We start from the raw sequence: 24787 nt of genomic DNA on the forward strand, positions 1-24787 counted from the left end.
TGATTGTTATTTAATCAAAATACACTCCGCACGGCGGGATGTCAAAACCCCCTCATGCGTTCAACGCCCGCCCGCAGCCTCGATAAAAGTGCCGGTCACGTAAGACGCGGCGTCAGACAGCAGCCAGGCGATCGCCTCCGCCACTTCCTGCGGTTGGCCGCCGCGTTGCATCGGCAAACTGTCCTTCACGCGATCCACCCGGCCGGGCTCGCCGCCGCTGGCGTGCATCTCGGTATAGATGAATCCGGGCCGCACGCCGTTGACGCGGATGCCCTGCGCCGCCACCTCGCGCGATAACCCGATGGTCAGGGTATCGACGGCGCCTTTCGAGGCGGCGTAATCGACGTATTCCCCGGCAGCCCCCAACCGGGACGCCGCGGAGGAAACGTTGACGATCGCGCCGCCCTGCCCGCCATGGCGCAGCGCCATGCGCTTCACCGCCTCGCGGCAACACAGGAAGTAACCGGTAACGTTAGTGCCGAGCACCTGATTGATGCGCTCGGCGGTCAACTGCTCAATGTTCGCCTGCCGGAACAGAATGCCGGCATTGTTGACCAACGCACTGAGCGTGCCCAGCCGGGCGTCCAGCGCGGCGAACATCGCCATCACCTGCGCTTCGTCGGCCACATCGGCCTGCAGCGCCAGCGCCTTGCCGCCCTGCGCCTCGATTTCCGCCACCACCTGCCGCGCCGCGCTTTCGTCGCGCAGGTAATTCACGCCCACTGCATAACCCTGCCGGGCCAGCAATAACGCGGCCGCACGGCCAATTCCCCGGCTCGCGCCGGTCACCAATGCCACTTTCGTCATACTGTTTTTTCTCTGGTTAGCGATGTCAACACAGCGGCCTGCATGCAGACGCCCCGTTTGCCCGTCAGAGTATAGAGCTGCGCCCTAAAAAGCGCTTCAAAGCTGAGCCAGGCGGCGCAGCTGCTTTTTAATCCGCGCTTTGACGCAGCCGTAGGCGTCCGACGTCGCTGCCTGATGCCCCCGTTGCAAGCCGGCAGCATGCGAGCCATTGTCGCTATGGCTCTGCGCATCGCCGCGAAAAGACAGCGTCAACAGAACGAGCAGCGTCGCCACGCCTGTATATATCAGCCGCCGCGAGGTGCCCGCGAGCGGGGAACCGTCAGTCTGCATGTTTCGCGCCCTCTGTCATGATTTCGAATGGCTGCAAAATAACTGAAATTCCCTCTTGCTCCCTTAACGCGAGATTAAAGCCAGATTAAGGTTTGCTTAAGAACGTGCAGGCAGTGCAGGTTTCCCCGTTGTCTTCCCGTCAACGTTATAGTTAGATAAGCGCGACTCAAAGATCTCAGCGGAAAAAACGTGAACATACTGTTGGTGGAAGACGACCTGCAATTAGGCAAGGCGCTGTGCCGCGCATTGGAGCTGGCCGGCTTTAATTTATGCTGGGTGCGCCTGCTCGCCGACGCGGAAAATAAACTTTCATCCGGCGGGTTCGATTTGATGCTGTTGGATCTCACGCTGCCGGACGGCGACGGTTTGCAGAAGCTGATCGCCTGGCGGGCCGCCGGGCAAAATATCCCGATCATCATCCTGACCGCTCGCGACCGCATCGAAAGCCTGGTGAACAGCCTGGACTCCGGCGCGGACGACTTTCTGGCCAAACCCTTTGCGCTACTCGAACTCATCTCGCGCGTCAAGGCGGTCAACCGGCGTATGGCCGGCTTTGCTTCGCAAACCTGGAGCCTCGGCACGCTGTATCTCGATCCGGTCAACCATCAGGTGACGCTGGATAACGAGCTGCTGATGCTGTCGAAAAAAGAGTATCACCTGTTGCATGAACTGATGCGCTGCGCCGGGACCGTGGTGCGCAAAGCGGTGTTGGAGCAGCGGCTGTTCGGCCACGGCGACAGTGTGGAAAGCAACTCGCTGGAAGTGCACATGCATAATTTACGGCGCAAGATCGGTAAAGAAAGGATTATTACCGTACGCGGCATTGGTTATTTGCTGAAGAAAGAGTAGCGGCATGATCGGTTTTAAATCCTTCTTTATGCGCACCATTATTTTCCAGGTGCTGGCCATTTTATTATTGTGGGGGCTCCTCGTCGCCTGGGTGAAATATTGGTATTACCCCGACATGGAGAAATATTTCGATAATCAGCAACGCATCGTCGCCGCAGGCATCGCCAATATTCTCGATGAAACCGGCACTGACAATATCGATTATCTCGGCATCATCAAGACCATTGAAGGCATGTACATTGATTCCATCAATAATGGCATGCAGGATCAAATCGACTATCACCCGCTGTTCGTGGTTTACGATCGGGACAACCGGATGCTTTACAGTTCGCAGACGCAGGGAGAACCGCTGCGCCTGCCGCCTTCGGTGCTGTCCGGCTCCGTTAAATACGCCGGCGCCAACTGGCATCTCGCCGGCAGCTGGAGCGAAAAGCGTCAGTATCGGGTCATCGTCGGCGAATCGTTCAACGATCGCACCACGCAGTTCGGCAATCCGGCGGAAAGCACCGCCGTACCGCTGCTGGGCATTCTGGCAGCCATCATCGTCACCTTGTTATTTACCGCCTATTTCAGCCTGCGGCCGCTGCGCCAGATCGCCCGCACCATCTCCGATCGCCAGCCGGGCAACCTATCGCCGATCAATGTCAGCGAGCAGTATCAGGAAATCCGGCCGGTGGTGGTGGAGGTCAACAAACTGATGGCACGCATCGACGCCGCCAATCAGCGCGAGAAACGCTTTATGGCCGATGCGGCGCACGAACTGCGCACGCCGATCGCCGCCGTGCTGGCGCAGCTGCATCTGCTGACCCAGGTCAGCGAGCAGCAGGAGCGCCGGGAGATCATCGGCGACATGCAGCAGGGGCTGGATCGCGCGGCGTCGCTGTCGCGCCAGCTGATCAACCTGGCCAAGCTGGAGGCGGAAGATTTTCCGCTGAAAATCGAGGCAGTGGACATCTACGCAGAGATCGGAAAATGCATCGCGCAGCACGAGCACGTCCCCTATGCGCTGGAAAAGGATGTGGAACTCTCGCTCGACGGCAGCGAGGACGTGGTGGTAACCACCGATCGCCATGCGCTGATCGCCATCTTCACCAACCTGCTGGACAACGCACTCAAGTACGCGCCGCCCGGCAGCCGCATCGAAGCCCATATCCGTTCACTGGCACCGCTCGGCTGCTATATTACGTTGCGCGACAACGGCCCCGGAGTGAGCGAAGAGCACCTTCCGCGCCTGTTTGAACGCTTTTACCGCGTGCCCGGCACGCAGCAGACCGGCAGCGGACTGGGATTGGCCATCGCCCGGAACCTGGCCGACAAGATTGGCGCGCAGCTGCGCGTCACCGAAGGCCTCGACGATCGCGGCATCGGTTTTATTATCGATTTGCCGGAAAGTTACCGGCCACAGACTGAGAGTGAACAACGATCATGAGCGCCCCTGTCCTGCTGCAACGGCAGCAACTCGACCGACTATGGGATATTGACCGCAGCGAAATCATCGACACCCTGTATCGCCTGCAGGACGGTAAACTGCAAGCCTACCCGGACTACTACGACGTGCGCGGTTGGGATCCGCACGACAGGGAAACCTATACGCCTATCCACGAAGCCTGCTTCGATCGCGGCGGCGCGTTTTTCGCGCGCTTCGAAGGCGAGGAGATCGTGGCGGCGGCGGCGCTGGATACCGAGCCGCGCGGCCCGCAGCGGGATCTGCGCCAGCTGCTGTTCTTTTACGTCAGCGCGCACAAACGCGGCCAGGGGTTAGGCAAGCAGCTGTTCCAGCTCTGCCTGCGTCAGGCGGCGCAAGAAGGCGCCGCCGGGCTGTACGTCTCCTCCATCCCCAACAAAAGCACCGTAGACTTCTATCTGGCGCAAGGGTGCCGGCTCATCGAGCGCCCGGATGCCGAGCTGTTCGCCCGCGAGCCGGAGGATATTCACCTGGTCTGCCCTTGCCGCTAGCGGCAGGAACTTAGCGGGCGATGCGTATCACCGAACGCACGTCGCTTTTTTTGTTCAGATCCCATACCTCGGCGATCTCCGCCAGCGCGTGCTCCTGCGTCTCGATAGTGAGCGCGCCCGTCGCCGCCAGCGCCAGAATTTCGGTCGCGTAGCGCTGCATCTCCGGGATCGGCGGGAAGTTGCCGGTGCCGCTGCCGAGGATTTGCAGCTGATTGCTGCGCAGCACCGCCGCCGGCAGCCGGATGTCCGGCGCGGCCATCGAGCCGACGTTGACCAGGCGAATGCCGCGCCCGCCGGCGTAAGACGAGAGATCGTGATTATTGAGCGTCGCGAGCAGCGCTTCGGTCGCCGGACCCCAGATATAATCGACGATCACCTGATAACCGCCCGGCCCCGCCGCCGCCGCGAAGGCCTGCGTCAGCGCCTCGCCCTGCAGGCTCAGATCCACCGTGGCATCCACGCCCAACGCTTCCAGCACGCTCAGCCGACGGCCGGCGGCAACGATGCGCCCGGCTCCCGCCTGACGCGCCGCGGCGACCGCCAGTTTGCCCGAGGTGCCGGTAGCGCCGATGATCAGCACCGTTTCACCGGGCTGCAGATCCGCCCGCCAGCGCAGCGGCAGCCAGGCGGCGAAGGCCGGATTGATCAGCGCCGCCGCCGTGGCGTCGTCCACCGCCTCCGGCACCGGCACCGTCCATGACGCGACGCTGCGCTCAGCCATCGCGCCGTAAGGGCGGCGGAAGGAGGCGAAATACACCCGTTGCCCGTCGGCCGTCCGGCCCACGCCGTCGGTGCCGGGCACGATCGGCAGCTGCTTGGGGCTGGAGTAATGGGTGCCGGCGACGGTGGCGCGATCCAGCTGTTTGATACCGGCCGCCAGAACGTCGATCGGCACTTCATTCGCCTGCGCCTGAGGCTCCTCAAAGGTGCCGAAAACCGGGGCTTGCCCCAACGCTGTTACGATTGCCGCTTGCATGGTGACTCCTCAAATCGTGGGAACGTACGGGAAAGAATAGGCCGCAATAAAATAAAAAGGGACACCGCATGATGCGGTGTCCCCCGAACACAAACTTTGCCGAACGTGTTATTCGTAGTCGCTCATCGGCACGCAAGAGCAGAACAGGTTACGGTCGCCGTACACGTCATCCAGACGCTTAACGCTCGGCCAGTACTTGTTCTCGCGCACGCCGGCCACCGGGAACACCGCCAGCTCACGGCTGTACGGATGCTGCCAGTCGTTAACCAGCTCAGCCTGCACGTGCGGCGCATTCACCAGCGGGTTGTCTTCCAGCGGCCATTCGCCTTTGGCGACGCGGTCGATCTCGCTGCGGATCGCCAGCATCGCATCGATAAAGCGATCCAGCTCCACTTTGCTTTCCGACTCGGTCGGCTCGACCATCAGCGTGCCCGCCACCGGGAACGACATGGTCGGCGCGTGGAAGCCGAAGTCGATCAGGCGCTTGGCGATGTCCATTTCGCTGATACCGGTCTCTTCCTTCAGCGGACGAATATCGAGGATACATTCGTGCGCCACGCGGTGATCGCGGCCGGTATACAGAATCGGATAGGCGTCTTTCAGGCGGGTAGCGATGTAGTTGGCATTCAGGATCGCCATCTGGCTGGCCTGCTTCAGGCCTTCCGCGCCCATCATGCGGATGTACATCCAGCTGATAGGCAGGATGGAGGCGCTGCCGAACGGCGCTGCGGAAACCGCGCCCTGCTGGGTGGTTACGCCGTCGATCTGCACGACGCTGTGGCCCGGCACGAACGGCGCCAGGTGCGCTTTCACGCCGATCGGGCCCATGCCCGGGCCGCCGCCGCCGTGCGGGATGCAGAAGGTTTTATGCAGGTTGAGGTGCGAAACGTCCGCGCCGATGTAGCCTGGCGTGGTGATGCCCACCTGGGCGTTCATGTTGGCGCCGTCCAGATACACCTGGCCGCCGAACTGATGCACGATCTGGCACACTTCGCGGATGGTTTCTTCATACACGCCGTGGGTCGACGGGTAGGTCACCATGATGCAAGAGAGCTCTTCGCCCGCCTGCTCCGCCTTGACGCGCAGATCGTGCAGATCGATGTTGCCGTTCTTGTCGCAGGCGACCACCACCACGCTCATGCCCGCCATCTGGGCGGAGGCCGGGTTGGTGCCGTGCGCGGAGCTCGGGATCAGGCAGACGTGACGGCCCGCTTCGTTGCGGCTTTCGTGGTAGCGGCGGATCGCCAGCAGGCCGGCGTATTCGCCCTGCGCGCCGGAGTTCGGCTGCATGCACACCGCGTCATAGCCGGTCAGTTGCACCAGCCACTGAGACAGTTGGCCGATCATCTGCTGGTAGCCGGCAGCCTGCTCCGGCGGGCAGAACGGGTGCAGCTCGGAGAATTCAGGCCAGGTGATCGGGATCATTTCCGCCGCGGCGTTCAATTTCATGGTGCAAGAGCCCAGCGGGATCATCGCCTGGTTCAGCGCCAGATCCTTGCGCTCCAGGCGATGCATGTAACGCATCATCTCGGTTTCGCTGTGATAGCGGTTGAATACCGGGTGGGTCAGGATCGGATCCTGGCGCAACATGGCGGCCGGGATCGATTGACTGCTCTTGCTCACCGCCGCGTCCAGCGCGTCGATGTCCAGGCCGTGGTTGTCGCCGGCCAGCAGTGCGAACAGCGTCTGCACGTCTTCGCGCGAGGTGGCTTCGTCCAGCGTGATGCCTACGGCGCCGTGGATATCGGTACGCAGGTTGATGCCGAAGCTCAGCGCGCGTTCCAGCACCGCCGCTTTGTCTTTCACTTCAACGGTCAGGGTGTCGAACCAGGTGTTGTGACGCAGCGTCAGGCCGGCCTTCTGCAGCCCGGCGGCCAGAATGTCGGTCAGGCGATGGATACGCCCGGCGATGCGCTGCAGCCCCTGTGGGCCGTGGTACACCGCGTACAGGCTGGCGATGTTGGCCAGCAGCACCTGCGAGGTACAGATATTCGAGTTGGCCTTCTCGCGGCGGATATGCTGCTCGCGGGTCTGCATCGCCATGCGCAGCGCGGTGTTGCCGGCGGCATCACGGGAAACGCCGATGATGCGGCCCGGCATCGAGCGCTTGAACTCGTCGCGGCAGGCGAAGAAGGCGGCGTGCGGGCCGCCGTAGCCCATCGGCACGCCGAAGCGCTGCGCGGAGCCGAACACCACGTCGGCACCCTGCTTGCCCGGCGCGGTCAGCAGCACTAGGGCCATGATGTCGGCGGCCACGCTGGTGATGATTTTGCGCGATTTCAATTCAGCCAGCAGCGCGCTGTAGTCGTGCAGCTCGCCGGTGGTGCCCACCTGTTGCAGCAGCACGCCGAACACGCCGTCCAGCTCCAGCACTTTTTCCGCTTTATCGACGATGACGTCGAAGCCGAAGGTTTCGGCGCGGGTGCGCACCACGTCCAGCGTCTGTGGATGCACGTCGTCAGCCACGAAGAAGCGGTTGGCGTCTTTCAGCTTGCTGGCGCGTTTGGCCAAGGCCATCGCTTCGGCGGCGGCGGTGGCTTCATCCAGCAGCGAAGCGGAAGCCAGATCCAGGCCGGTCAGATCGAGGGTCACGGTCTGGAAGTTCAGTAGCGCTTCCAGGCGGCCCTGCGACACTTCCGGCTGATAAGGGGTATAAGCGGTGTACCAACCCGGATTTTCCAGCATGTTGCGCAGGATCACCGGCGGCGTCAGCACGGCGCTGTAGCCCATGCCGATATAGGATTTGTAGCGCTGATTTTGCGAGGCGATCGCCTTCAGCTCAGCCAGCGCCTGGTGTTCGGTCGCCGCGTCGCCGACCGGCGGCGGCCCCGGCAGCTGAATGTCCGCCGGCACGATCTGTTGGATCAGCGCGCTGAGCGAGCGAGCGCCCACCGCTGCCAGCAACTCCTGGCGTTGTTCCGCAGAAGAGCCGATGTGGCGTTCGATGAACGCTTCGCTGTGTTCGAGTTGGCTGAGTGTCTGGGTCATTGCTACAAATTCCTGAATGCTTGCGTGATACGGGATATAGCTTGAGCGGTAACTAAAACGCCCCGACCGAAAGGCCTGGGGCGTGGTCACGATTACTCGTCGATCGAGGCCTGATAAGCCGCGGCGTCCAGCAGGTTCGCCAGCTCGCCTTCGTCGGCGGCTTTAATCTGGAACAGGAAGCCGTCACCGTAAGGCTCGCTGTTCACCAGCTCCGGGGAGCTTTCCAGCTCGCCGTTCACCGCCACGATTTCGCCGCTGATCGGCGCGTAAATGTCCGACGCTGCCTTGACGGACTCCGCCACGGCGCAATCTTCACCGGCGGCGACTTTGCGGCCCACTTCCGGCAGATCGACAAACACCATATCGCCCAGCAGTTCCTGCGCGTGTTCGGTGATGCCTACGGTGTAAACGCCGTTACCTTCTGAACGAACCCACTCGTGGGAGGATGCGTATTTCAATTCTGTTGGCACATTGCTCATCGCCGGTTACTCCTTCGAAGAAATAAAAGAATCAATCAATAAAAAATCAATTTGTCAGCGGCTTGCCGGCGCGAACGAAACCGGGCTTGGTCACTTTGACCGGCATTTCACGGTTGCGGATCTGCACGATGGCCTGCTCGCCGATACCTGCCGGCACGCGCGCCAGCGCGATGCTGAAGCCCAGCGTCGGAGAGAACGAACCGCTGGTGATCACGCCTTCGTGAGTTTGCCCCGCCGCGTCGGTGAAACGCACCGGCAGCTCATTACGTAATACGCCTTTTTCCGTCATGATCAAGCCGACCAGTTGCTCGGTGCCCTGCTCGCGCTGTTGTTCCAGCGCTTCGCGGCCGATGAAACGGCGATCGTCCGGCTGCCAGGCGATGGTCCAGCCCATGTTGGCGGCCAGCGGTGAAACGCCTTCGTCCATCTCTTGCCCGTAGAGGTTCATGCCCGCTTCCAGACGCAGCGTGTCGCGCGCGCCCAGACCGGCCGGCTTGACGCCCGCGGCCAGCAATTTTTGCCAGAAATCCGCCGCCTGCTCTTTCGGCAGCGCGATCTCATAGCCGGCCTCGCCGGTGTAACCGGTGGTGGCGATGAACAGCTCGCCGGCCTGTACGCCGAAGAATGGCTTCATGCCTTCAACCACGCTTTTTTGTTCCGGGGTGAACAGCGTGCCGGCGCGCTCTTTGGCTTGCGGGCCCTGCACCGCGATCAGCGCCAGATCGTCGCGCACCGTCAGCGCGACGCCATACGGCGCAGCGTGCTCTTCGATCCAGGCCAGGTCTTTGTCGCGGGTGGCGGAGTTCACCACCAGGCGGAAATAGTCTTCAGTGAGGAAATAAACGATCAGGTCGTCGATCACGCCGCCGGAGGCATTCAGCATGCCGGTGTACAGCGCTTTGCCGGGTTGGGTCAGTTTGGCGACGTCGTTCGCCAGCAGGTAGCGCAGGAACTCGCGGGTGCGGGCGCCGTGCAGATCCACAATGGTCATGTGGGACACGTCGAACATGCCGGCATCCTGACGCACCGCGTGGTGCTCATCAAGCTGCGAGCCGTAGTGCAGCGGCATCATCCAGCCGTGAAAGTCTACCATGCGCGCACCGCACGCCACGTGCTGGTCGTACAGTGGGGTTTGCTTTGCCATCTTTTCCCTCTTTCCACTCGTCGCTAGAAGTTAGGGTGCTGCCACGCAATGCGGCGGAGCCTGGCTCGCGGCCCGATCGCCATGGCGCACTGACTGCTCAACACAAATGCTGCGCCGGGACGGGCGGAAACTGCGTGCAACCGCCGTGACGCAAACGATACCTTTCCCTCGAACTTATCACCGAACGACCACATTAACCATAAGTTAAAATAGGCTCATCGCCGTTCCGGGGCGGTAAAATGCCGGGCTAGTGTGCAGAGTTTTTCACTGGAAAAATGCGCTTTAAGGCACAAAATTAACAATTAAAGCGGCAAAACTCCGAAGTTATATAACAAACCGACGGCCGCACATGAGATTCCGACTTTTGATAACCGAACATGGAATTAGAAAAAGTAATGATAAAAAGCGGCTGAAATTAGATTATTTCAAATGAGGGTTATATAAGGAAAGACGATGGCATAAGGCGAGAAGCGCGAGCCCGCGGAGGGCTCGCAGAAGGCAGGATGTCAGGCAAGCCACTCGGGCAGATCGTTCAGGCCCATCGCCTGACGCACCAGCTTCGGCTTGACGCCCGGCAGGCTGTCCGCCAGCCGCAGGCCCACGTCGCGCAGCAGCTTTTTGGCCGGGTGGTTGCCGTCGAACAATTCGCGGAACCCCTGCATGCTGGCCAGCATTACCGCCGCGCCATGTTTGCGGCGGCGCTCATAGCGGCGCAGATAGAGGTGCTGGCCGATATCCTTGCCCTGCCGCTGCAGGCGGCGCAGCTCGGAAATCAGCTCGGCGGCGTCCATAAAGCCGAGGTTCACGCCCTGCCCGGCCAGCGGATGCACGGTATGCGCCGCATCGCCCACCAGCGCCAGGCGGTGCGCGGCGAAACTGCGCGCATAGCGGCCGGTCAGCGGGAACGCCAGCCGTTCGCTTTCCAGGCTGCAAGCCCCCAGGCGCATGTCGAAGGCCATCGCCAGTTCGCGGTTGAACTGCGCCGGTTCCAACTGCTTGAGCCGCTCGGCCTCTTCCGGCGTCACCGACCAGACGATGGAGCTCAAATGCGGATCGCTGAACGGCAGGAACGCCAGAATGCCGTCGCCGTGGAAAATTTGCCGTGCCGTCGCCTGATGCGGCTCTTCGGTGCGAATGGTGGCGACCAGCGCATGGTGGCGGTAATCCCAGAAGGTAAGCGGAATGTCGGCGTGCTGGCGCAGCCACGACTGGGCGCCGTCGGCGCCGATCACCAGGCGGGCGGTCAGCATGCGGCCATCCTCCAGCGTGACGAAAGCGTCGTTCTCGCCCCACGCCACCTGCTTGAGCGCGGCCGGGGTAATCAGCGTGATGTCCGACAGGCTTTCGGCGCGTTTCCACAGCGCCTGCTGGATCACCGAGTTTTCGATGATGTGGCCAAGATGGCTGAAGCCGCACTCGTCGCCGCGGAAGGCGATTTTGCCGAAGCTGTCGCGATCCCACACTTCCATCGCGTTGTAGGCGCTGGCGCGCAGCTGGAGAATGTCGTCCCACACGCCGATGTGCTGCAGCAAACGCTCGCTGGCGGCATTGATGGCGGAGACCCGCAGCGCAGGCTGCTCCGACGGCGGCGCCATATCCGGCTGGCGCTGCTCCAGCACCGCCACGCGCAGCCCGCTGCCCTGCAGGCCGCAGGCCAACGCCAGCCCCACCATACCGCCACCGGCGATAATCACGTCAAATGATTGCATGCTGCTCGATTTCCTTAAATAACGCGCGACGCCTTGCCGCGCCGCGTTTTGGGCGCGCCACAGGGCGCCCGATTCTGTGTCTAACGTTCCACCCAGCCCAGCGTGCGCTTGGCGAAGGCGTCGCGCACCGCCGGCAAACGCTCCATCGCCATCAGCCCCAGGTTGCGGCCGACCACCAGCGGGGCATAACGGTTGGCGAACAGGCGGATCAATCCGTCGGTCACGCCGATCGTCGCCTGCTGATCGTTTTGCCGCCGCTGCTGATAGCGGCTCAGCAGCGCATAACCACCGGCGTCTTCGCCGCTGTTCACCGCTTCTGCCAGCGTTTCCGCCAGCGACATCACGTCGCGCAGACCGAGGTTGAACCCCTGCCCGGCGATCGGATGCAGCGTCTGCGCCGCGTTGCCCACCAGCGCCAGACGATGGCTGACATGGCGATCGGCGGTCAGCAGGCTGAGCGGATAGCTGTGCCGTTTACCGGCCTTGAGGATGCGCCCCAGCCGCCAGCCGAAGGCCTGTTGCAGCTCGGCGATAAAACGCTCGTCGTCCCAGGCGTCCACCCGGGCGCGATCTTCGCGCGCATGGCACCACACCAAAGAACTGCGCCCCTGCGACATCGGCAGCAGCGCCAGCGGCCCGTAGCGGGTAAAGCGCTCGAAGGCGCGCCCCTGCGGATCTTCCGCCGTGGTGACGTTGGCGATGGTGGCGAACTGCGGATAGTCCTCCTGCCGCCACTGCACGTTGCAGGCCTGCGCCAGCGCCGAACGCGAACCGTCGGCCGCCACCAGCAGTTGCCCGCACAGGCGCAGACCGGTATCCAGTTGTACTTCCGCCCGCTCGGCGGTGCGAATCACTTCCACCACCCGCGCGGGGCAGTGCAGCGTAACGCCCGGCGCCTTCGCCAGTAGCGCAAACAGCCGCTGCCCGGCGTCGTGCAGTTCGATCACCTGGCCAAGCGCATCGACCTGATAATCCTGCGCCTGCAGATTCACGAAACCGGCGTGGCCGCGATCGCTGACGTGCACCTGAGCGATCGGCGTAGCGCAATCGCGCAGCGCCGACCAAACGCCGATGCGCGCCAGCTGTTGGCAAGTGCCCTGCGCCAGTGCGATGGCGCGGGCGTCAAAGCCCGGATGGCTGTGGTCATCCGGCCGAGTCGCCTCGACCAGATCCACCGCCATTCTTCCCTGAGTAAGCGACGAGATAGCCAGCGCCAGCGTCGCGCCCGCCATACCGCCACCAACGATAATTACGCTCATTTTATGACCTTGTCGCCGCCATCAACGCTTCGATGGCATCGGCGTCTTTCACCACGGTGGCGGTCAGGTTTTCATTGCCGTCGGCGGTGATCACGATGTCGTCCTCGATGCGGATGCCGATGCCGCGGTATTCCGCCGGCACGTCCGCATCCGGCGCAATGTACAGCCCCGGTTCCACGGTCAGCACCATGCCCGGCTCCAGCAGCCGATCGCGGCTCGGCGTGCCGTAGTGGCCGACGTCGTGCACGTCGAGACCCAGCCAGTGGCTCAGTCCGTGCATGAAGAACTGCCGGTGCGCCTGCTCGGCGATCAACTGATCGACTTCACCTTTCAATACGCCCAGTTCCACCAGCCCGACCACCATGATGCGCACCACTTCGTCGTTGACTTCGCGGATGCTGGTGCCGGGTTTAAACAGTTCCAAAGCGCGCTGCAGCGACGCCAGCACGATGTCGTACACCGCGCGCTGCGGCTTGCTGAACTTGCCGTTGACCGGGAAGGTGCGGGTGATGTCGCCGGCATACCCCTGGTACTCACAACCGGCGTCGATCAGCACCAGATCGCCGTCGCGCATCTGGCTCTCGTTCTCGGTGTAATGCAGGATACAGCCGTTTTCGCCACTGCCGACGATGGTGTTGTAAGAGGGGTAGCGGGCGCCGAGGCGGGTGAATTCATGGTGAATTTCCGCTTCCAGCTGGTATTCGAACATGCCCGGGCGGCATTTTTCCATCGCGCGGGTGTGCGCCAGCGCGCTGATCTCACCGGCGCGACGCATCACCGCCAACTCTTCCGGCGATTTGAACAGGCGCATGTCATGCAGCCACGGCCGCCAGTCGGTCACGGTGGCCGGCGCCTGCAGATTCTGGCGGAACCCCTTGCGCAGCTTGTCCAGCGCGCCGAACAGGATCTGATCGGCGTAGGCGTATTCGCCCTGCGCGTGGTAAACCACGTCCAGGCCGTTGAGCAGCAGGTGCAGCTGGTCATTGATTTCATCGAACGGCAGCGCGCGATCCACGCCCAGCTTCGCCGGCGCGGCGTCTTGCCCCAGGCGGCGGCCAAACCAGATTTCCGCCGTCAGATCGCGCACCCGGTTGAACAGCACGCTGTGGTTGTGCGTGTCGTCGCTTTTGATCAGCACCAGCACCGCTTCCGGCTCATTGAAGCCGGTCAGGTACCAAAAGTCGCTGTTCTGCCGATAGGGATAGTCTGAATCTGCACTGCGCGTCGTTTCCGGCGCAGAGAAAATAACCGCCGCGCTGGCCGGCGCCATTTTCGCCAACAGCGCCTGACGGCGGTTGTTGAATTCCTGCTGAGTCATTACCTTCTCCTGAAATCATGCCATCCGCATCGCCGGCGGAGGGCCGATAGGACGTTTAGTGCAACGTCGGTTTGATGTTTTCCGGCGCCGTTGGCTTGTGACGGGTGAATTCGCCGTAGCACATGATGGCGGCAACCCGCACATACTCCGCCACTTCTTCCAGCGACTGCTCCAATTCTTCCTGATCTTCGTCTTCGTCGTAGCCCAGCTGCGCGATGTTGCGCAGATCGTCGATCGCTTCACCGACTTCGTCTTTCACCAGGGCCAGCTTGGGCTGCATCATGCCCAGCCCGAGCAGGAAGTGGTTGACCCAACCGGCCAGCGCGTCGGCGCGATCGAACACGCTGACGGCTTCCCCTTCCGGCAACATCAGTTGGAACAGGAATTCGTCGTCTTCCAGCGTTTCGCGCGTCACTTCATACAGCTGTTGCAGCGGTTGGCTGAGCGCCTGCGGGAAGGCGACGCCTTCGTTGGTCAGATCGTGCACCAGCGCCTGCCAGCCGGCATCACGGCTGCCGCCGCACAGCAGGCCGCTGATCAGGCCGTGCATTTCTGCCGCGGTCAGCGCCACCGACTGCTGGTTGAGGGCCACGGTCAAAGATTGGTAACTTGGAAATGTATTCTGTATAGACATGCGCATTCGTCATCGTTGGCAGGATAAGTTCGTGTTATGCTACCACCAAGGTCCGTCGCTATACCAGATAAGCGCGACACCTCAGTGGCTAGTTATAATCGCGATGTGGCAGGTTTCACACTGCGCCGGCGGGTGACGAAAGTGCGGTAAATACGCATTTTGAAACCCTTTTTTGACTGGCAATGTGCGCCACAGTAGATTACAACCAGGTACTGAAAAAGGGGTTGTATCTTGGTACCGAGGTATATATAGTGGCGCCCGCTTTGACGGCCCGGCCAGGGCGGACAAGGCTGGCGCGAAATTTAGGCAGGAAGGTGGCATGTCTGCACAACCGGTAGATATTCAAATTTTTGGCCGCTCGTTAAGAGTCAATTGCCCGCCAGAACAACAAGATGCGTTGAATATGGCGGCGGACGATCTTAACCAACGGTTGCAAGATCTTAAAGTTCGCACTAGAGTCTCCAATACTGAGCAACTGGTTTTCATCGCGGCATTGAACGTCTGTCACGAACTTGCTCAAGAACGGTTGAAAACCCGTGACTATGCGTCCAATATGGAACAACGCATACGGATGCTGCAGCAGACCATTGAACAAGCGTTGCTTGAACAAGGTCGCATCTCTGAACGTCAGGATGCACAATTCGAATAACTTAAGTTGTTGAAATCACAGTTTCGGCAACGAGTACAAAATTTCTCTGAGATGTTCGCCAGCGGGCCAGTCCCCTGAGCCGATATTTAGTACAAACAGAATGTGTTGCTCCGCGATCGGTGAGCACGCTCGGTGCGCCGAGAAGCCTTAAGATTGCGACGGCACGTTCACCTTGAACCATGGGTTCAAGGGTTACAGCCTGCGACGGCATCTCGGAGATTCCCCTTCTCAGCGGTTTATGTGTGCCGAACGCCACACTGAGCAAGCCTGATACGATGCCTTTTCAACCCCAATTTGCGCAGCAGCGCCAAGCCATTCGTCAACTCATACGCCAACGTCGGCGCGAGCTTACGCCGGGCCAGCAACGCTTTGCCGCAGACAAGATAGCCGAGCGCCTCGTCGCGCATACGCACATTAAGGCGGCGCACAGCATCGCGGTATTCCTGTCGTTTGACGGTGAACTCGACACCGGGCCGCTGATCGAGCAACTGTGGACGCTCGGCAAACGGGTTTACCTGCCGGTGCTGCACCCGTTCAGCCCGGGCCACCTGCTGTTCCTGCGCTATGCGCCGGAAACGCCGCTGGTGCGCAATCGCTTCAATATTCTCGAACCGCGCCTCGATGTGCGCCAGGTGCTGCCGCTGGGCGAGTTGGACGTCGTGCTGACGCCGCTGGTGGCGTTCGATCATACCGGGCAGCGTCTGGGCATGGGCGGCGGCTTTTACGATCGCACCCTGCAAAACTGGCGCAGCGGCGGCCCCTATCCTATCGGCCTGGCCCATGATTGCCAGCAGGTGGAGCGCCTGCCGATCGAGCACTGGGATATCCCGCTGCCGGAAATCCTCACCCCGCTCTGCAGCTGGGCGTGGCACGAGCCCAAATAGCAAAAGGCCGGATCGCTCCGGCCTTTTTCGTTGCGGCGAGCCGCCGAATCAGAACAGCAGACGGGCGCGAATGGTGCCGTCGATGGCCTTCATGCGCTGCAGCGCGGCGTCGGCGCGCGCGGTTTCCGCTTCGATGTCGATCACCACGTAGCCGATTTCAGGCCCGGTTTGCAGATACTGTGCGGCGATGTTAACCCCCTCTTCGGCGAAGATCTGGTTAATCTGCGTCAGCACGCCCGGGCGGTTTTCGTGGATGTGCAGCAGGCGGCTGGCGTTCGGGCCATGCGCCGGCAGCGACACTTCCGGGAAGTTGACGGCGGACAGGGTCGACCCGTTGTCGGAGTATTTCGCCAGCTTGCCGGCCACTTCGTCGCCGATATTCTCCTGCGCTTCCTGGGTGGAGCCGCCGATGTGCGGCGTCAGCAGCACGTTGTCGAACTCACACAGCGGCGAGTTGAACGGATCGCTGTTGGTCGCCGGTTCTTCCGGGAAGACGTCGATCGCCGCGCCCGCCAGGTGATTGCTGGCCAGCGCGTCGCACAGCGCGGGAATATCCACCACGGTGCCGCGCGAGGCGTTGATCAGAATGGCGCCCGGTTTCATCAGCGCCAGCTCTTCCGCCCCCATCATGTTCTTGGTGGCCAGCGTTTCCGGCACGTGCAGCGTCACCACGTCGCTCATATTGAGCAGATCGGACAGATGACGCACCTGCTGCGCGTTACCTAACGGCAGCTTGTTCTCGATGTCGTAGAAGAACACCTTCATGCCCAGCCCTTCGGCCAGAATGCCCAGCTGGGTGCCGATGTGGCCGTAGCCGATGATGCCCAGCTTTTTGCCGCGCGCCTCGTAGGAGCCCACGGCCAGTTTGTGCCACACGCCGCGGTGCGCCTTGGCGTTGGCGGCCGGAATGCCGCGCAGCATCAACAGCAGCTCGCCCAGCACCATTTCGGCCACGGATCGGGTATTGGAGAACGGGGCGTTGAAGACCGGAATACCGCGCTTGGTCGCCGCTTTCAGATCAACCTGGTTGGTGCCGATGCAGAAGCAGCCCACCGCCACCAGTTTTTCTGCGGCGGCGAACACCTCTTCGGTCAGATGCGTACGCGATCGGATGCCGACGAAGTGCGCATCGCGGATGGATGCCTTCAGCGATTCGGTGTCTAACGCACCCTTGTGGTATTCGATGTTGGTATAACCGGCGGCACGTAAATTATCGACCGTGCTCTGATGAACCCCTTCCACCAACAGGAATTTAATCCTGTCTTTCTCCAATGATACTTTTGCCATTTACCCGACCCTATGTTCAGACTTCAGAAGCGGCTGTGACGACACAGCTCCCATCCAACATAACAAAAATAACGCGGGCGGCAATACAAACGATTGCCTGCCCGGCAGGACAAGGCGCAGCGTTGATGGCGGTTTACGGCAGAAAATGCCATAGGGAAAGTTTTCGGCAGAAGCTTTGGGGAGTCAGTTTTCACAATGTGACATAAGTCACCAAATTTGCCGTTTTTCAGAAAAGATATTTTAACCGAAGAATTATGCGGCCCGGCACTACCGGGCCACAAACGGCGGAGGTTTATTTGACCACTTTCACGCCTTCCGGGGTGCCGACCAGCGCCACGTCCGCGCCGCGGTTGGCGAACAGCCCCACGGTCACCACGCCGGCGATGCCGTTGATCTTGTTCTCCAGCGCGATGGCGTCGGTGATGCTCAAGTTATGCACATCGAGGATCACGTTGCCGTTGTCGGTCACCACGTTTTGGCGATACTCCGGCAGGCCGCCGAGTTTCACCAGCTCACGCGCCACGTAAGAGCGAGCCATCGGGATCACTTCCACCGGCAGCGGGAACTTGCCCAGCACGTCCACTTGCTTGCTGGCGTCGACGATGCAGATAAATTTCTTGGCGATGGCGGCGATGATCTTCTCGCGCGTCAGCGCCGCGCCACCGCCTTTGATCATCTGCATATGGCCGTTGATTTCGTCCGCGCCGTCCACATAAATATCGAGCGAGTCCACTTCATTGCTGTCGAACACATGGATGCCGAGGCTTTTCAGCTTGGCGGTGGAGGCGTCGGAGCTGGACACCGCGCCTTCGATCTGGTGCTTGATGGAGCCCAGCGCGTCAATAAAGTGGGCGGCGGTAGAACCGGTGCCGACCCCGACGATGGTGCCCGGCGTCACGTATTCCAGCGCTGCCCAACCCACCGCTTTTTTCAGTTCATCCTGCGTCATAATATGTCCCTTGCCTCTGTACGAAAACGTGTGCGTATTATAGGGTAAAACGCTGTTTTTCACGCCGGCAGGATCACACTTATTTGCCGCAGCCCGCATTTTTAGCCGCTTAGCGGCGAGACGGGGGCGTGATTTTTCCACCTGCGCCGCGCGCAAAATGTGGCATAGTGCCGGTATCATTCTAATTTAAGGGATATCTTTCCGATGAAACGCCCAGACTATCGTACGCTGCAAGCGCTGGACGCGGTGATCCGTGAGCGCGGCTTCGAGCGCGCCGCTCAAAAACTCTGCATCACGCAATCGGCGGTATCCCAACGCATCAAACAGCTGGAAAACCTGTTCGGCCAACCGCTGCTGGTCCGTACCGTGCCGCCGCGCCCGACCGAACAAGGGCAAAAGCTGCTGGCGTTGCTGCATCAGGTGGAATTGCTGGAAGAAGAGTGGCTGGGCAACGACACCGGCGTCGATACGCCGCTGCTGCTGTCGCTGGCGGTCAACGCCGACAGTCTGGCAACCTGGCTGCTGCCGGCGTTGAAGCCGGTGCTGGCGGATTCCCCAATTCGCCTGAATCTGCAGGTGGAAGATGAAACCCGCACCCAGGAGCGGCTGCGCCGCGGTGAGGTGGTGGGCGCGGTGAGTATTCAGCCGCAGCCGCTGCCTAGCTGCCTGGTGGATCGGCTGGGGGCGCTGGATTACCTGTTCGTGGCCTCCAGCGCCTTCGCCGAGCGCTATTTCCCGAGCGGCGTCACCCGCTCCGCGCTGCTGAAAGCGCCGGCGGTGGCCTTCGATCATCTCGACGACATGCACCAGGCGTTCCTGCAGCAGAACTTCGATCTGTCGCCGGGCAGCGTGCCTTGCCATATCGTGAACTCGTCGGAAGCCTTCGTGCAGCTGGCGCGTCAGGGCACCACCTGCTGTATGATCCCGCATCTGCAGATCGAAAAGGAGCTGGCTTCCGGTGAGCTGATCGATCTGACGCCGGGGCTGTATCAGCGCCGCATGCTGTACTGGCACCGCTTCGCGCCGGAAAGCCGCATGATGCGCAAAGTGACCGACGCGCTGCTGGAACACGGCCACCAGGTGCTGCGCCAGGATTAAAACGAAAAAAGGTTCGCCGCAGCGAACCTTTTCTTCAACACGAACACCTTACTGCGCGGCGTTGCGCTGCAGCTCGAACACCACATCCACCTGATCGTCGAAGTGAATGCTTTGCTGCTCATAGGTTTGCGCCGCGTCGCTTTCCGCCGCCGCACCGGCCGCCTTATACATCCGCGCCACCGGCATCGGCTGGTAGTTGGCGACCCGGTAGCGAATGCTGTACACCGGCCCCAGCTTGGCGTGGAAACCTTTGGCCAGGGATTCGGCCTGCTGAGTCGCGTTCTCGATCGCTTTTTGCCGCGCCTGCTCGCGATACACGTCCGGCTTGGCGACGCCCAGCTCCACCGCGCGGATCTCGTTCAGGCCGGATTTCAGCGCGCCGTCCAGCAGCTCGTTCAGCTTGTCCAACTGACGCAGGGTTACCTGCACCTGACGCACCGCCCGGTAGCCCTTCAGCACCGACTCGCCGGTTTTCAGGTAGTCGTACTCCGGCTGGGTGCGCAGGTTGGCGGCGCTGATGTCTTTCTTCTCGATGTTATTTTTCTGCAGGAAATCAAAGTACTGCGCTACGCGCTCGTCCACCTGCTTCTTCGCCTGGGCGGCGTCTTTGGAGGAAACGCTCACTTCGATCGCCAGGGTGGCGATATCCGGCGTGGCGTCCACGCTGGCGGTGCCGGAGGTGACGACGTGCGGCCCTTCAGGCACTTCAGCCGCCTGCAGCGCCATCGGTAACGTCCCTAATCCGACCATTGCGGCCATAGCCAATGCTTTTAGCTTCACAGTGTCTCCTTAATGACAGGCTGTCTCTGATCGCCGGCTTTTCCCTGTGAGAACCGCCGGATTCCTGGCATCAAACGTAGCATATCGCGCGGCGTTTTGAATTCGGATTAGTGGCAAATTCTTATAAATTTGCCCCCTGCCAGGCCAGCTGCAGCGCGATGCCCCACATCACCAGCCCGACCAGCGCGTTGATGATGCGCTGCGCCCGCTGGGTGTTCAGCCACGGCGCCAGCCAGGAGGCCAGCAGCGCCAGCCCGAAGAACCACGCCGCCGACGCGCTGACCGCGCCGAGCGCGAACCAGGAGCGTACGTCCGCCGTCAGCTGCCCGCCCAGGCTGCCGAGCACCACAAAGGTATCCAGATAAACGTGCGGGTTCAGCCAGGTAACCGCCAGCATGGTGACCACGAGGCGCCAGCGGCTCTGCGCCAGCTCCTGCGCCGCGGCCTGCGCCGGTTGCGGGCTGAAGGCGGAACGGAACGCGCCCCAGCCATACCACAGCAGAAACGCCACCCCCCCCCAGGTGACCAGCGCCAGCAGCAGCGGCGAGCGGGTCAGCAACGCGCTGCCGCCGAAAATACCGGCGCAGATCAGCACGATATCGCTCAACGCGCACAGCGAGGCGATCATCAAATGATACTGGCGGCGAATGCCCTGATTCATCACGAATACGTTCTGCGGGCCCAGCGGCAAGATCATGGCGGCGCTCAGGGCAAAACCCTGCAGGAAGACGGCTAACATGGGGATTCCTCGAATGATAAAAGGCGCCGGATGAGGGCGCGTGTCGGTCAACACGCGCATCATACGAGGAAGCGATCATTAGGTGAAATTGATGTTTCTAATCCAGTATCAGAGATGCTAATACTTAAATCGGTGTGACGAACCCCAGCTCCTGCGAGATGCGTTGCGCAGTGGCCAGCACCGGTTTAATCAGGCTTTTGACGCCGATTTGCTGCAGCTTGGCGGTCGGCAGAGAAACAGACACCGCATAGGGCACGCGCTGTTGAATATCGAATACCGGCGCCGCCACGCAGGAGACCCCCAGCTCGTTTTCTTCGCGATCCATCGCCATGCCGCGCTGGCGAATATCGGCCAGTTCCTCATACATTTTCGGCAGCTCGGTGATGGTATTGCGCGTCAGCGTCTGAATCTCCTGCTGATGGCTCTGCCAGTAGTGGGCCGGGTAATCGTCGTTGCCGTAGGCCATGAAGATTTTACCCATCGCCGAACAGTACAGCGGCATATGCTGGCCGATATAGGCGCGGGTGCGCATCATGCCGGTGGTCGGCTCCAGCTTGTAGATCAGAATGACGTGGTCGTCTTCGCGGCTGGAGAAGTTGACCGTCTCACCCACTTCCAGATTCAGCTGTTCCAAATGCGGCGCGGCCACGTGAATGATATTGAGTGACGACAGCGCCTTCTGGCCGATGGAAATGAACTTGGTGGTCAGGCGGTAGCTGCCCGGCGACGGCGCCTGGGTCACATAGCCGCTGGTGTGTAACCCCTGCAGCAAGCGGTGCACCGTGCTCTTGTTCATGCCGGCCAGCTCGGACAGATGCGCCAGTGGGCATCCATTGGGGAAATTGCTCAGGATCTCAATCAACTGCAAACCGCGGAACAGGCTTTGGCTGCCCAGCGGTTTGTCTTTCTTGTCATCTTTCTCGTCGACGGCTTTCAGGCTCATAGCGAAAATCTCTCCAGTGTCGAACCGCCAACCGGCGCTGCGGCGAAGTCAGCATGCTCTTTGCCGGGCATGTTACCCCAAGGCCTGCATCACGTGAAGACGGAACGCCGTTTCATTGTCCGCAGCGGGCCAAAAATCCGCAATATTTCCCCCGCATTGAAGTGAGCCATCGGTCACACTTCCGCAAAGTAAAAAATAACCCATTGTTTAATAAAAACAATTAAAACTTCATCACCTTTGATTTAGCGCAACGAACGTCATATTATTTTTGAAATTGAATTTCGCATATTGAAATTTAAAGGCCAGATACTCACCAGCGGTTTAGCTGATTTGCCCGGCATCTTCGCTCGGGCGCAACACCAGGGGCGCATCACATGACTATCGATAATGCGGTACAACCCATCCTTACCCTCAGCCACATCGTCAAGCGATTTGGCGGCAACGTGGCGGTCAACGACGTCAGCCTGCAGGTGATGCCGGGCGAGGTTCTGGCGCTACTGGGCGAAAACGGCGCCGGCAAATCGACGCTGATCAAAGTGCTGGCGGGCGTCTACCCGCGCGACGGCGGCGATATTCGTTTTCAGGGCGCAAGCATCGCCTCCGCCGCCGCCATAAAAAGCGCCAGCCGCCAGCCGATCGCCTTTATTCATCAGGATCTCGGCCTGATTGAATGGATGACGGTGGCGGAGAACATGGCGCTGGTGATGGGGTTTCCCCGCCGCTTTGGGTTGATCGACTGGCGCGCCATTCGCCGCCGGGCGGCGCAGGCGCTGCACGACGTCGGTATCGCGCTCGATCCCGATGCGCGCGTCTTCGAACTGTCGCGCACCGAAAAATCGCTGCTGGCGATCGCCCGCGCGGTGGCGGTCAACGCCGAGCTGCTGGTGCTGGATGAACCGACCGCCTCCCTGCCCGCCAACGACGTGCGCCATCTGTTCGCCGTGATCAACCGGCTGCGCGCCAAAAAGGTCGGCATGATTTATGTCACCCACCGCCTGGACGAAGTGATCGAAATCGCCGATCGGGTCTGCGTAATGCGCGACGGGCGCTATGTCGCCGGCGGCCGCACCGCCGACTACTCGCTGCGCGATCTGGTGCAAACCATCGTCGGTGAAGCGATGGCGGACGATCAGCGCGAACCGCTACCGGAACATCGTCCGCCGGTGCTGCAGCTCGATAGCGTCACGGTAGGCGACATCGGCCCGGTGAGCTTCGATTTGCAGCCGGGCGAGATGCTGGCACTGGCCGGCCTGCGCGGGGCCGGGCAAGAAGAGATTGGCCGGCTGCTGTTCGGGTTGCGCCAGGCCGACGGCGGCGCGATTCGGTTTCGCGATCGGCCCTATCAGGCGAGCTCCCCGCAGCAGGCGATGGCGTGCGGCGTTTCGCTGGTGGCGGGCGATCGCACCGGCGAAAGCCTGGTGATGTCGATGAGCGTGCGTGAAAACCTGTTTATCAACCCCTGCGCCAGCGGCCACCGGCTGCTCTCCCGCTACGGGCGGCGAGCGGAGATCGGCGCCAGTTGGTGGAAAGTGCAGCTGTTCGACGTGCGCCCCAAGGACGTCAATATCGATATCAGCGCACTGTCCGGCGGCAACCAGCAAAAGGTGGTGATGGCGCGCTGGATGCACCTGGGAGCGCCGCTGCTGATCCTGGAAGATCCCACCGCCGGCGTGGACGTCGGCGCGCGAGCGGAAATCTACCACCTGCTGAATAAATCCCTGGCGGAAGGCGTGGCGGTGCTGGTGATCTCCAACGATTTCGAGGAGATCGCCCATATTTGCAACCGCGCGCTGGTGTTCAACCGCGGGAAAGTGGTCGGCGAGCTGAAAAATCAGCAGGTGTCATTCGCCAATTTATTGGAGCTGGCCTCTGCCAGCACCGGGGAAAGCGTCGCAATCACGTCAGAATCCGAGGTAGGCCATGTCTAAAACATCCGTTAAATCAACCGCGCTGGAGCAGCGCGTCAGTCTGGCGCAGGACGGCGCCGGCCCCTGGCTGATGCAGGTTCTCACCCGCTATGGCCTGCTGCTGCTGTGCGTCGCGCTGGTCGTGCTGTTCTCACTGATCACTCCCTCTTTCGCGTCGATGCTGACGCTGCAGGCGATCCTGTCGAGCAAGGCCAAAATCGCCCTGTTGGCGCTGGCGGCGACCATCCCGATGATCGTGGGCAAGATCGATCTTAACGTCGGTTTCGGCATTGTGTTGTGGCATATCCTGGCGATCACGCTGCAGGTGGAATACGGCTTCTCCTGGCAGATGGCGGTGCTGACGGTGCTGGCGATCTCGGCGCTGTACGGGTTGCTGAACGGCATTCTGGTGGCGCTGGCCGATATCGACAGCTTCGTCGCCACTCTCGGCTCCGGCACCGTGCTGTACGCCATTGCCCTGTGGCACTCCGGCGGGCGGCAGATCGTCGGCGACTTGCCGGATGCCTTTATCGCGCTGCACCACACCGAGATCGCCGGCATTCCGATCGTGGCGTTTTACGTGCTGATCGTCGCGGTGGTGCTGTGGCTCATCACCGAACATACCCCGCTCGGCCGCTGCATGTATGCGGTGGGCGGCAACCCGGCGGCGGCGCGCCTGAACGGCATCTCGGTCAACCGCTTCACCATCGGCGCTTTCATCGCCTCCAGCGTGCTCACCGGTTTCAGCGGCGTGTTGATCGCCGCCGAACAGGGCGTCGGCCAGGCCAGCGTCGGCATGGACTATCTGCTGCCGGCGCTGGTCGGCGCCTTCCTCGGCAGCACCACCATTCGCCCTGGGCGCGTCAATGTCTGGGGCACCGTGGTCGGCATCGCCATTCTGGCTATCGGCATCGCCGGCATTCAGCAGTTCGGCGGTGAATTCTGGGTCGAGCCGCTGTTCAACGGCGCGACGCTGTTGCTGTCGATCACCCTGGCCGGCTATGCCCAACGCCGCCGGCTGCTCAATCAGAAAGCGGTACAACGCAGCCAGGCGACGCCGGCTGACAACAACAATCAGACAGCGACCCACCCTTAAACCAGG

Annotated in this window: 23 protein-coding genes and 1 other RNA gene; 9 read left to right on the plus strand and 15 right to left on the minus strand. The window is 61.5% G+C overall.

Annotated features, from left to right (window positions below):
- Window positions 1-60: 60 nt before the first annotated feature.
- The gene (locus ACF8MC_RS13530) at window positions 61-807 is read right to left on the minus strand and encodes an SDR family oxidoreductase (protein ID WP_101455656.1); all 747 of its coding nucleotides are present in this window, start codon (window positions 805-807) and stop codon (window positions 61-63) included.
- A 96-nt stretch (window positions 808-903) separates the two neighbouring features.
- A complete protein-coding gene (locus tag ACF8MC_RS13535; protein WP_164105263.1) occupies window positions 904-1137 on the minus strand; it encodes a hypothetical protein in 234 nt (77 codons plus the stop codon).
- A 189-nt stretch (window positions 1138-1326) separates the two neighbouring features.
- On the opposite strand from ACF8MC_RS13535, the gene ACF8MC_RS13540 reads away from it, so the two are divergent.
- The 3 genes from ACF8MC_RS13540 to ACF8MC_RS13550 are packed head-to-tail and all read left to right on the plus strand — an operon-like array spanning window position 1327 to window position 3942.
- Window positions 1327-1986, plus strand: a complete 660-nt coding sequence (locus ACF8MC_RS13540) for a response regulator (RefSeq protein WP_033654056.1) — start codon at window positions 1327-1329, stop codon at window positions 1984-1986.
- Window positions 1987-1990: 4 nt separating this feature from the next.
- Window positions 1991-3415 carry an ATP-binding protein gene (locus tag ACF8MC_RS13545; RefSeq protein ID WP_164105262.1) on the plus strand — a complete coding sequence of 475 codons (1425 nt, stop codon included), beginning with the start codon at window positions 1991-1993 and terminating at the stop codon, window positions 3413-3415.
- The gene (locus tag ACF8MC_RS13550) at window positions 3412-3942 is read left to right on the plus strand and encodes a GNAT family N-acetyltransferase (RefSeq protein WP_039567270.1); all 531 of its coding nucleotides are present in this window, start codon (window positions 3412-3414) and stop codon (window positions 3940-3942) included. The genes ACF8MC_RS13545 and ACF8MC_RS13550 overlap by 4 nt, the downstream gene beginning before the upstream one ends.
- 10 nt (window positions 3943-3952) lie before the next feature.
- On the opposite strand, the gene ACF8MC_RS13555 is transcribed toward ACF8MC_RS13550, so the two are convergent.
- The 8 genes from ACF8MC_RS13555 to ACF8MC_RS13590 form a co-directional block, all read right to left on the minus strand.
- A complete protein-coding gene (locus tag ACF8MC_RS13555) occupies window positions 3953-4918 on the minus strand; it encodes a zinc-binding alcohol dehydrogenase family protein (protein WP_047570626.1) in 966 nt (321 codons plus the stop codon).
- Between the two features lie 108 nt (window positions 4919-5026).
- Window positions 5027-7906, minus strand: coding sequence for an aminomethyl-transferring glycine dehydrogenase (gene gcvP, locus ACF8MC_RS13560; protein ID WP_033635855.1), 2880 nt, complete (start codon window positions 7904-7906; stop codon window positions 5027-5029).
- 92 nt (window positions 7907-7998) lie between these two features.
- Window positions 7999-8385: a glycine cleavage system protein GcvH gene (gcvH, locus tag ACF8MC_RS13565; RefSeq protein ID WP_049199255.1), complete on the minus strand. Its 387-nt coding sequence runs from the start codon at window positions 8383-8385 to the stop codon at window positions 7999-8001.
- Between the two features lie 46 nt (window positions 8386-8431).
- Window positions 8432-9529 (minus strand): glycine cleavage system aminomethyltransferase GcvT, encoded by a 1098-nt coding sequence (gene gcvT / locus ACF8MC_RS13570; protein WP_060388366.1) that lies wholly within the window; start codon window positions 9527-9529, stop codon window positions 8432-8434.
- Window positions 9530-10035: 506 nt separating this feature from the next.
- Window positions 10036-11238 carry an FAD-dependent 2-octaprenylphenol hydroxylase gene (gene ubiI / locus ACF8MC_RS13575; protein WP_033654051.1) on the minus strand — a complete coding sequence of 401 codons (1203 nt, stop codon included), beginning with the start codon at window positions 11236-11238 and terminating at the stop codon, window positions 10036-10038.
- Window positions 11239-11318: 80 nt separating this feature from the next.
- On the minus strand, window positions 11319-12497 hold the full coding sequence (gene ubiH, locus ACF8MC_RS13580; protein ID WP_164105261.1) for a 2-octaprenyl-6-methoxyphenyl hydroxylase: 1179 nt from the start codon (window positions 12495-12497) through the stop codon (window positions 11319-11321).
- Between the two features lies 1 nt (window position 12498).
- Window positions 12499-13815: a Xaa-Pro aminopeptidase gene (gene pepP / locus ACF8MC_RS13585; RefSeq protein ID WP_060426908.1), complete on the minus strand. Its 1317-nt coding sequence runs from the start codon at window positions 13813-13815 to the stop codon at window positions 12499-12501.
- 55 nt (window positions 13816-13870) lie between these two features.
- Entirely contained in the window at window positions 13871-14449 is a 579-nt protein-coding gene (locus ACF8MC_RS13590; protein ID WP_033654048.1) for a YecA family protein, read from the minus strand.
- A 319-nt stretch (window positions 14450-14768) separates the two neighbouring features.
- Between ACF8MC_RS13590 and zapA the strand changes: the two genes are divergently transcribed.
- From zapA to ACF8MC_RS13605, 3 genes are all read left to right on the plus strand, one after another.
- On the plus strand, window positions 14769-15098 hold the full coding sequence (gene zapA / locus ACF8MC_RS13595; protein ID WP_004931621.1) for a cell division protein ZapA: 330 nt from the start codon (window positions 14769-14771) through the stop codon (window positions 15096-15098).
- Window positions 15099-15138: 40 nt separating this feature from the next.
- A non-coding RNA gene (gene ssrS, locus ACF8MC_RS13600) (6S RNA) lies at window positions 15139-15321 on the plus strand.
- 52 nt (window positions 15322-15373) lie between these two features.
- Window positions 15374-15982 carry a 5-formyltetrahydrofolate cyclo-ligase gene (locus tag ACF8MC_RS13605; protein ID WP_033638575.1) on the plus strand — a complete coding sequence of 203 codons (609 nt, stop codon included), beginning with the start codon at window positions 15374-15376 and terminating at the stop codon, window positions 15980-15982.
- 48 nt (window positions 15983-16030) lie between these two features.
- Here ACF8MC_RS13605 and serA read toward each other — a convergent pair whose 3' ends face one another.
- Together serA and rpiA are read right to left on the minus strand one after the other, a co-directional pair.
- Complete coding sequence (gene serA, locus ACF8MC_RS13610; RefSeq protein WP_025304156.1) at window positions 16031-17269, minus strand: phosphoglycerate dehydrogenase; 1239 nt, start codon at window positions 17267-17269, stop codon at window positions 16031-16033.
- A gap of 292 nt (window positions 17270-17561) precedes the next feature.
- Complete coding sequence (rpiA, locus tag ACF8MC_RS13615; protein WP_025304157.1) at window positions 17562-18218, minus strand: ribose-5-phosphate isomerase RpiA; 657 nt, start codon at window positions 18216-18218, stop codon at window positions 17562-17564.
- A 204-nt stretch (window positions 18219-18422) separates the two neighbouring features.
- Here rpiA and ACF8MC_RS13620 point away from each other — a divergent pair, with 204 nt between their 5' ends.
- The gene (locus ACF8MC_RS13620) at window positions 18423-19316 is read left to right on the plus strand and encodes a LysR family transcriptional regulator ArgP (protein ID WP_033635863.1); all 894 of its coding nucleotides are present in this window, start codon (window positions 18423-18425) and stop codon (window positions 19314-19316) included.
- A 48-nt stretch (window positions 19317-19364) separates the two neighbouring features.
- On the opposite strand, the gene ACF8MC_RS13625 is transcribed toward ACF8MC_RS13620, so the two are convergent.
- From ACF8MC_RS13625 to ACF8MC_RS13635, 3 genes are all read right to left on the minus strand, one after another.
- Complete coding sequence (locus ACF8MC_RS13625; protein ID WP_025160209.1) at window positions 19365-20096, minus strand: oxidative stress defense protein; 732 nt, start codon at window positions 20094-20096, stop codon at window positions 19365-19367.
- Window positions 20097-20217: 121 nt separating this feature from the next.
- Window positions 20218-20835 (minus strand): arginine exporter ArgO, encoded by a 618-nt coding sequence (argO, locus tag ACF8MC_RS13630; protein WP_060388361.1) that lies wholly within the window; start codon window positions 20833-20835, stop codon window positions 20218-20220.
- 124 nt (window positions 20836-20959) lie between these two features.
- Window positions 20960-21778, minus strand: coding sequence for an IclR family transcriptional regulator (locus ACF8MC_RS13635; RefSeq protein WP_033649427.1), 819 nt, complete (start codon window positions 21776-21778; stop codon window positions 20960-20962).
- A 374-nt stretch (window positions 21779-22152) separates the two neighbouring features.
- Between ACF8MC_RS13635 and ACF8MC_RS13640 the strand changes: the two genes are divergently transcribed.
- A complete protein-coding gene (locus tag ACF8MC_RS13640; RefSeq protein WP_089187464.1) occupies window positions 22153-23706 on the plus strand; it encodes a sugar ABC transporter ATP-binding protein in 1554 nt (517 codons plus the stop codon).
- A complete protein-coding gene (locus ACF8MC_RS13645; protein ID WP_049212575.1) occupies window positions 23699-24781 on the plus strand; it encodes an ABC transporter permease in 1083 nt (360 codons plus the stop codon). Before ACF8MC_RS13640 ends, ACF8MC_RS13645 begins: the two co-directional genes overlap by 8 nt.
- Window positions 24782-24787: the final 6 nt, after the last annotated feature.

Source organism: Serratia sp. LACPHL-BACT-2024-00286, from assembly GCF_043109535.1.
In the GTDB taxonomy this organism is placed as follows: Bacteria; Pseudomonadota; Gammaproteobacteria; order Enterobacterales; family Enterobacteriaceae; genus Serratia; species Serratia sarumanii.

What these genes read in the sequence shown, in the direction of transcription:
- ubiH (WP_164105261.1), bottom strand. Translation starts at nt 12,497, where the DNA reads ATGAGCGTAATTATCGTTGGTGGCGGTATGGCGGGCGCGACGCTGGCG.
- ACF8MC_RS13645 (WP_049212575.1), top strand. Translation starts at nt 23,699, where the DNA reads ATGTCTAAAACATCCGTTAAATCAACCGCGCTGGAGCAGCGCGTCAGT.
- ACF8MC_RS13530 (WP_101455656.1), bottom strand. Translation starts at nt 807, where the DNA reads ATGACGAAAGTGGCATTGGTGACCGGCGCGAGCCGGGGAATTGGCCGT.
- serA (WP_025304156.1), bottom strand. Translation starts at nt 17,269, where the DNA reads ATGGCAAAAGTATCATTGGAGAAAGACAGGATTAAATTCCTGTTGGTG.
- gcvP (WP_033635855.1), bottom strand. Translation starts at nt 7,906, where the DNA reads ATGACCCAGACACTCAGCCAACTCGAACACAGCGAAGCGTTCATCGAA.
- gcvT (WP_060388366.1), bottom strand. Translation starts at nt 9,529, where the DNA reads ATGGCAAAGCAAACCCCACTGTACGACCAGCACGTGGCGTGCGGTGCG.
- ACF8MC_RS13550 (WP_039567270.1), top strand. Translation starts at nt 3,412, where the DNA reads ATGAGCGCCCCTGTCCTGCTGCAACGGCAGCAACTCGACCGACTATGG.
- rpiA (WP_025304157.1), bottom strand. Translation starts at nt 18,218, where the DNA reads ATGACGCAGGATGAACTGAAAAAAGCGGTGGGTTGGGCAGCGCTGGAA.
- ubiI (WP_033654051.1), bottom strand. Translation starts at nt 11,238, where the DNA reads ATGCAATCATTTGACGTGATTATCGCCGGTGGCGGTATGGTGGGGCTG.
- ACF8MC_RS13620 (WP_033635863.1), top strand. Translation starts at nt 18,423, where the DNA reads ATGAAACGCCCAGACTATCGTACGCTGCAAGCGCTGGACGCGGTGATC.
- argO (WP_060388361.1), bottom strand. Translation starts at nt 20,835, where the DNA reads ATGTTAGCCGTCTTCCTGCAGGGTTTTGCCCTGAGCGCCGCCATGATC.
- pepP (WP_060426908.1), bottom strand. Translation starts at nt 13,815, where the DNA reads ATGACTCAGCAGGAATTCAACAACCGCCGTCAGGCGCTGTTGGCGAAA.
- ACF8MC_RS13635 (WP_033649427.1), bottom strand. Translation starts at nt 21,778, where the DNA reads ATGAGCCTGAAAGCCGTCGACGAGAAAGATGACAAGAAAGACAAACCG.
- ACF8MC_RS13640 (WP_089187464.1), top strand. Translation starts at nt 22,153, where the DNA reads ATGACTATCGATAATGCGGTACAACCCATCCTTACCCTCAGCCACATC.
- ACF8MC_RS13545 (WP_164105262.1), top strand. Translation starts at nt 1,991, where the DNA reads ATGATCGGTTTTAAATCCTTCTTTATGCGCACCATTATTTTCCAGGTG.
- ACF8MC_RS13605 (WP_033638575.1), top strand. Translation starts at nt 15,374, where the DNA reads ATGCCTTTTCAACCCCAATTTGCGCAGCAGCGCCAAGCCATTCGTCAA.
- ACF8MC_RS13555 (WP_047570626.1), bottom strand. Translation starts at nt 4,918, where the DNA reads ATGCAAGCGGCAATCGTAACAGCGTTGGGGCAAGCCCCGGTTTTCGGC.
- ACF8MC_RS13535 (WP_164105263.1), bottom strand. Translation starts at nt 1,137, where the DNA reads ATGCAGACTGACGGTTCCCCGCTCGCGGGCACCTCGCGGCGGCTGATA.
- zapA (WP_004931621.1), top strand. Translation starts at nt 14,769, where the DNA reads ATGTCTGCACAACCGGTAGATATTCAAATTTTTGGCCGCTCGTTAAGA.
- ACF8MC_RS13590 (WP_033654048.1), bottom strand. Translation starts at nt 14,449, where the DNA reads ATGTCTATACAGAATACATTTCCAAGTTACCAATCTTTGACCGTGGCC.
- gcvH (WP_049199255.1), bottom strand. Translation starts at nt 8,385, where the DNA reads ATGAGCAATGTGCCAACAGAATTGAAATACGCATCCTCCCACGAGTGG.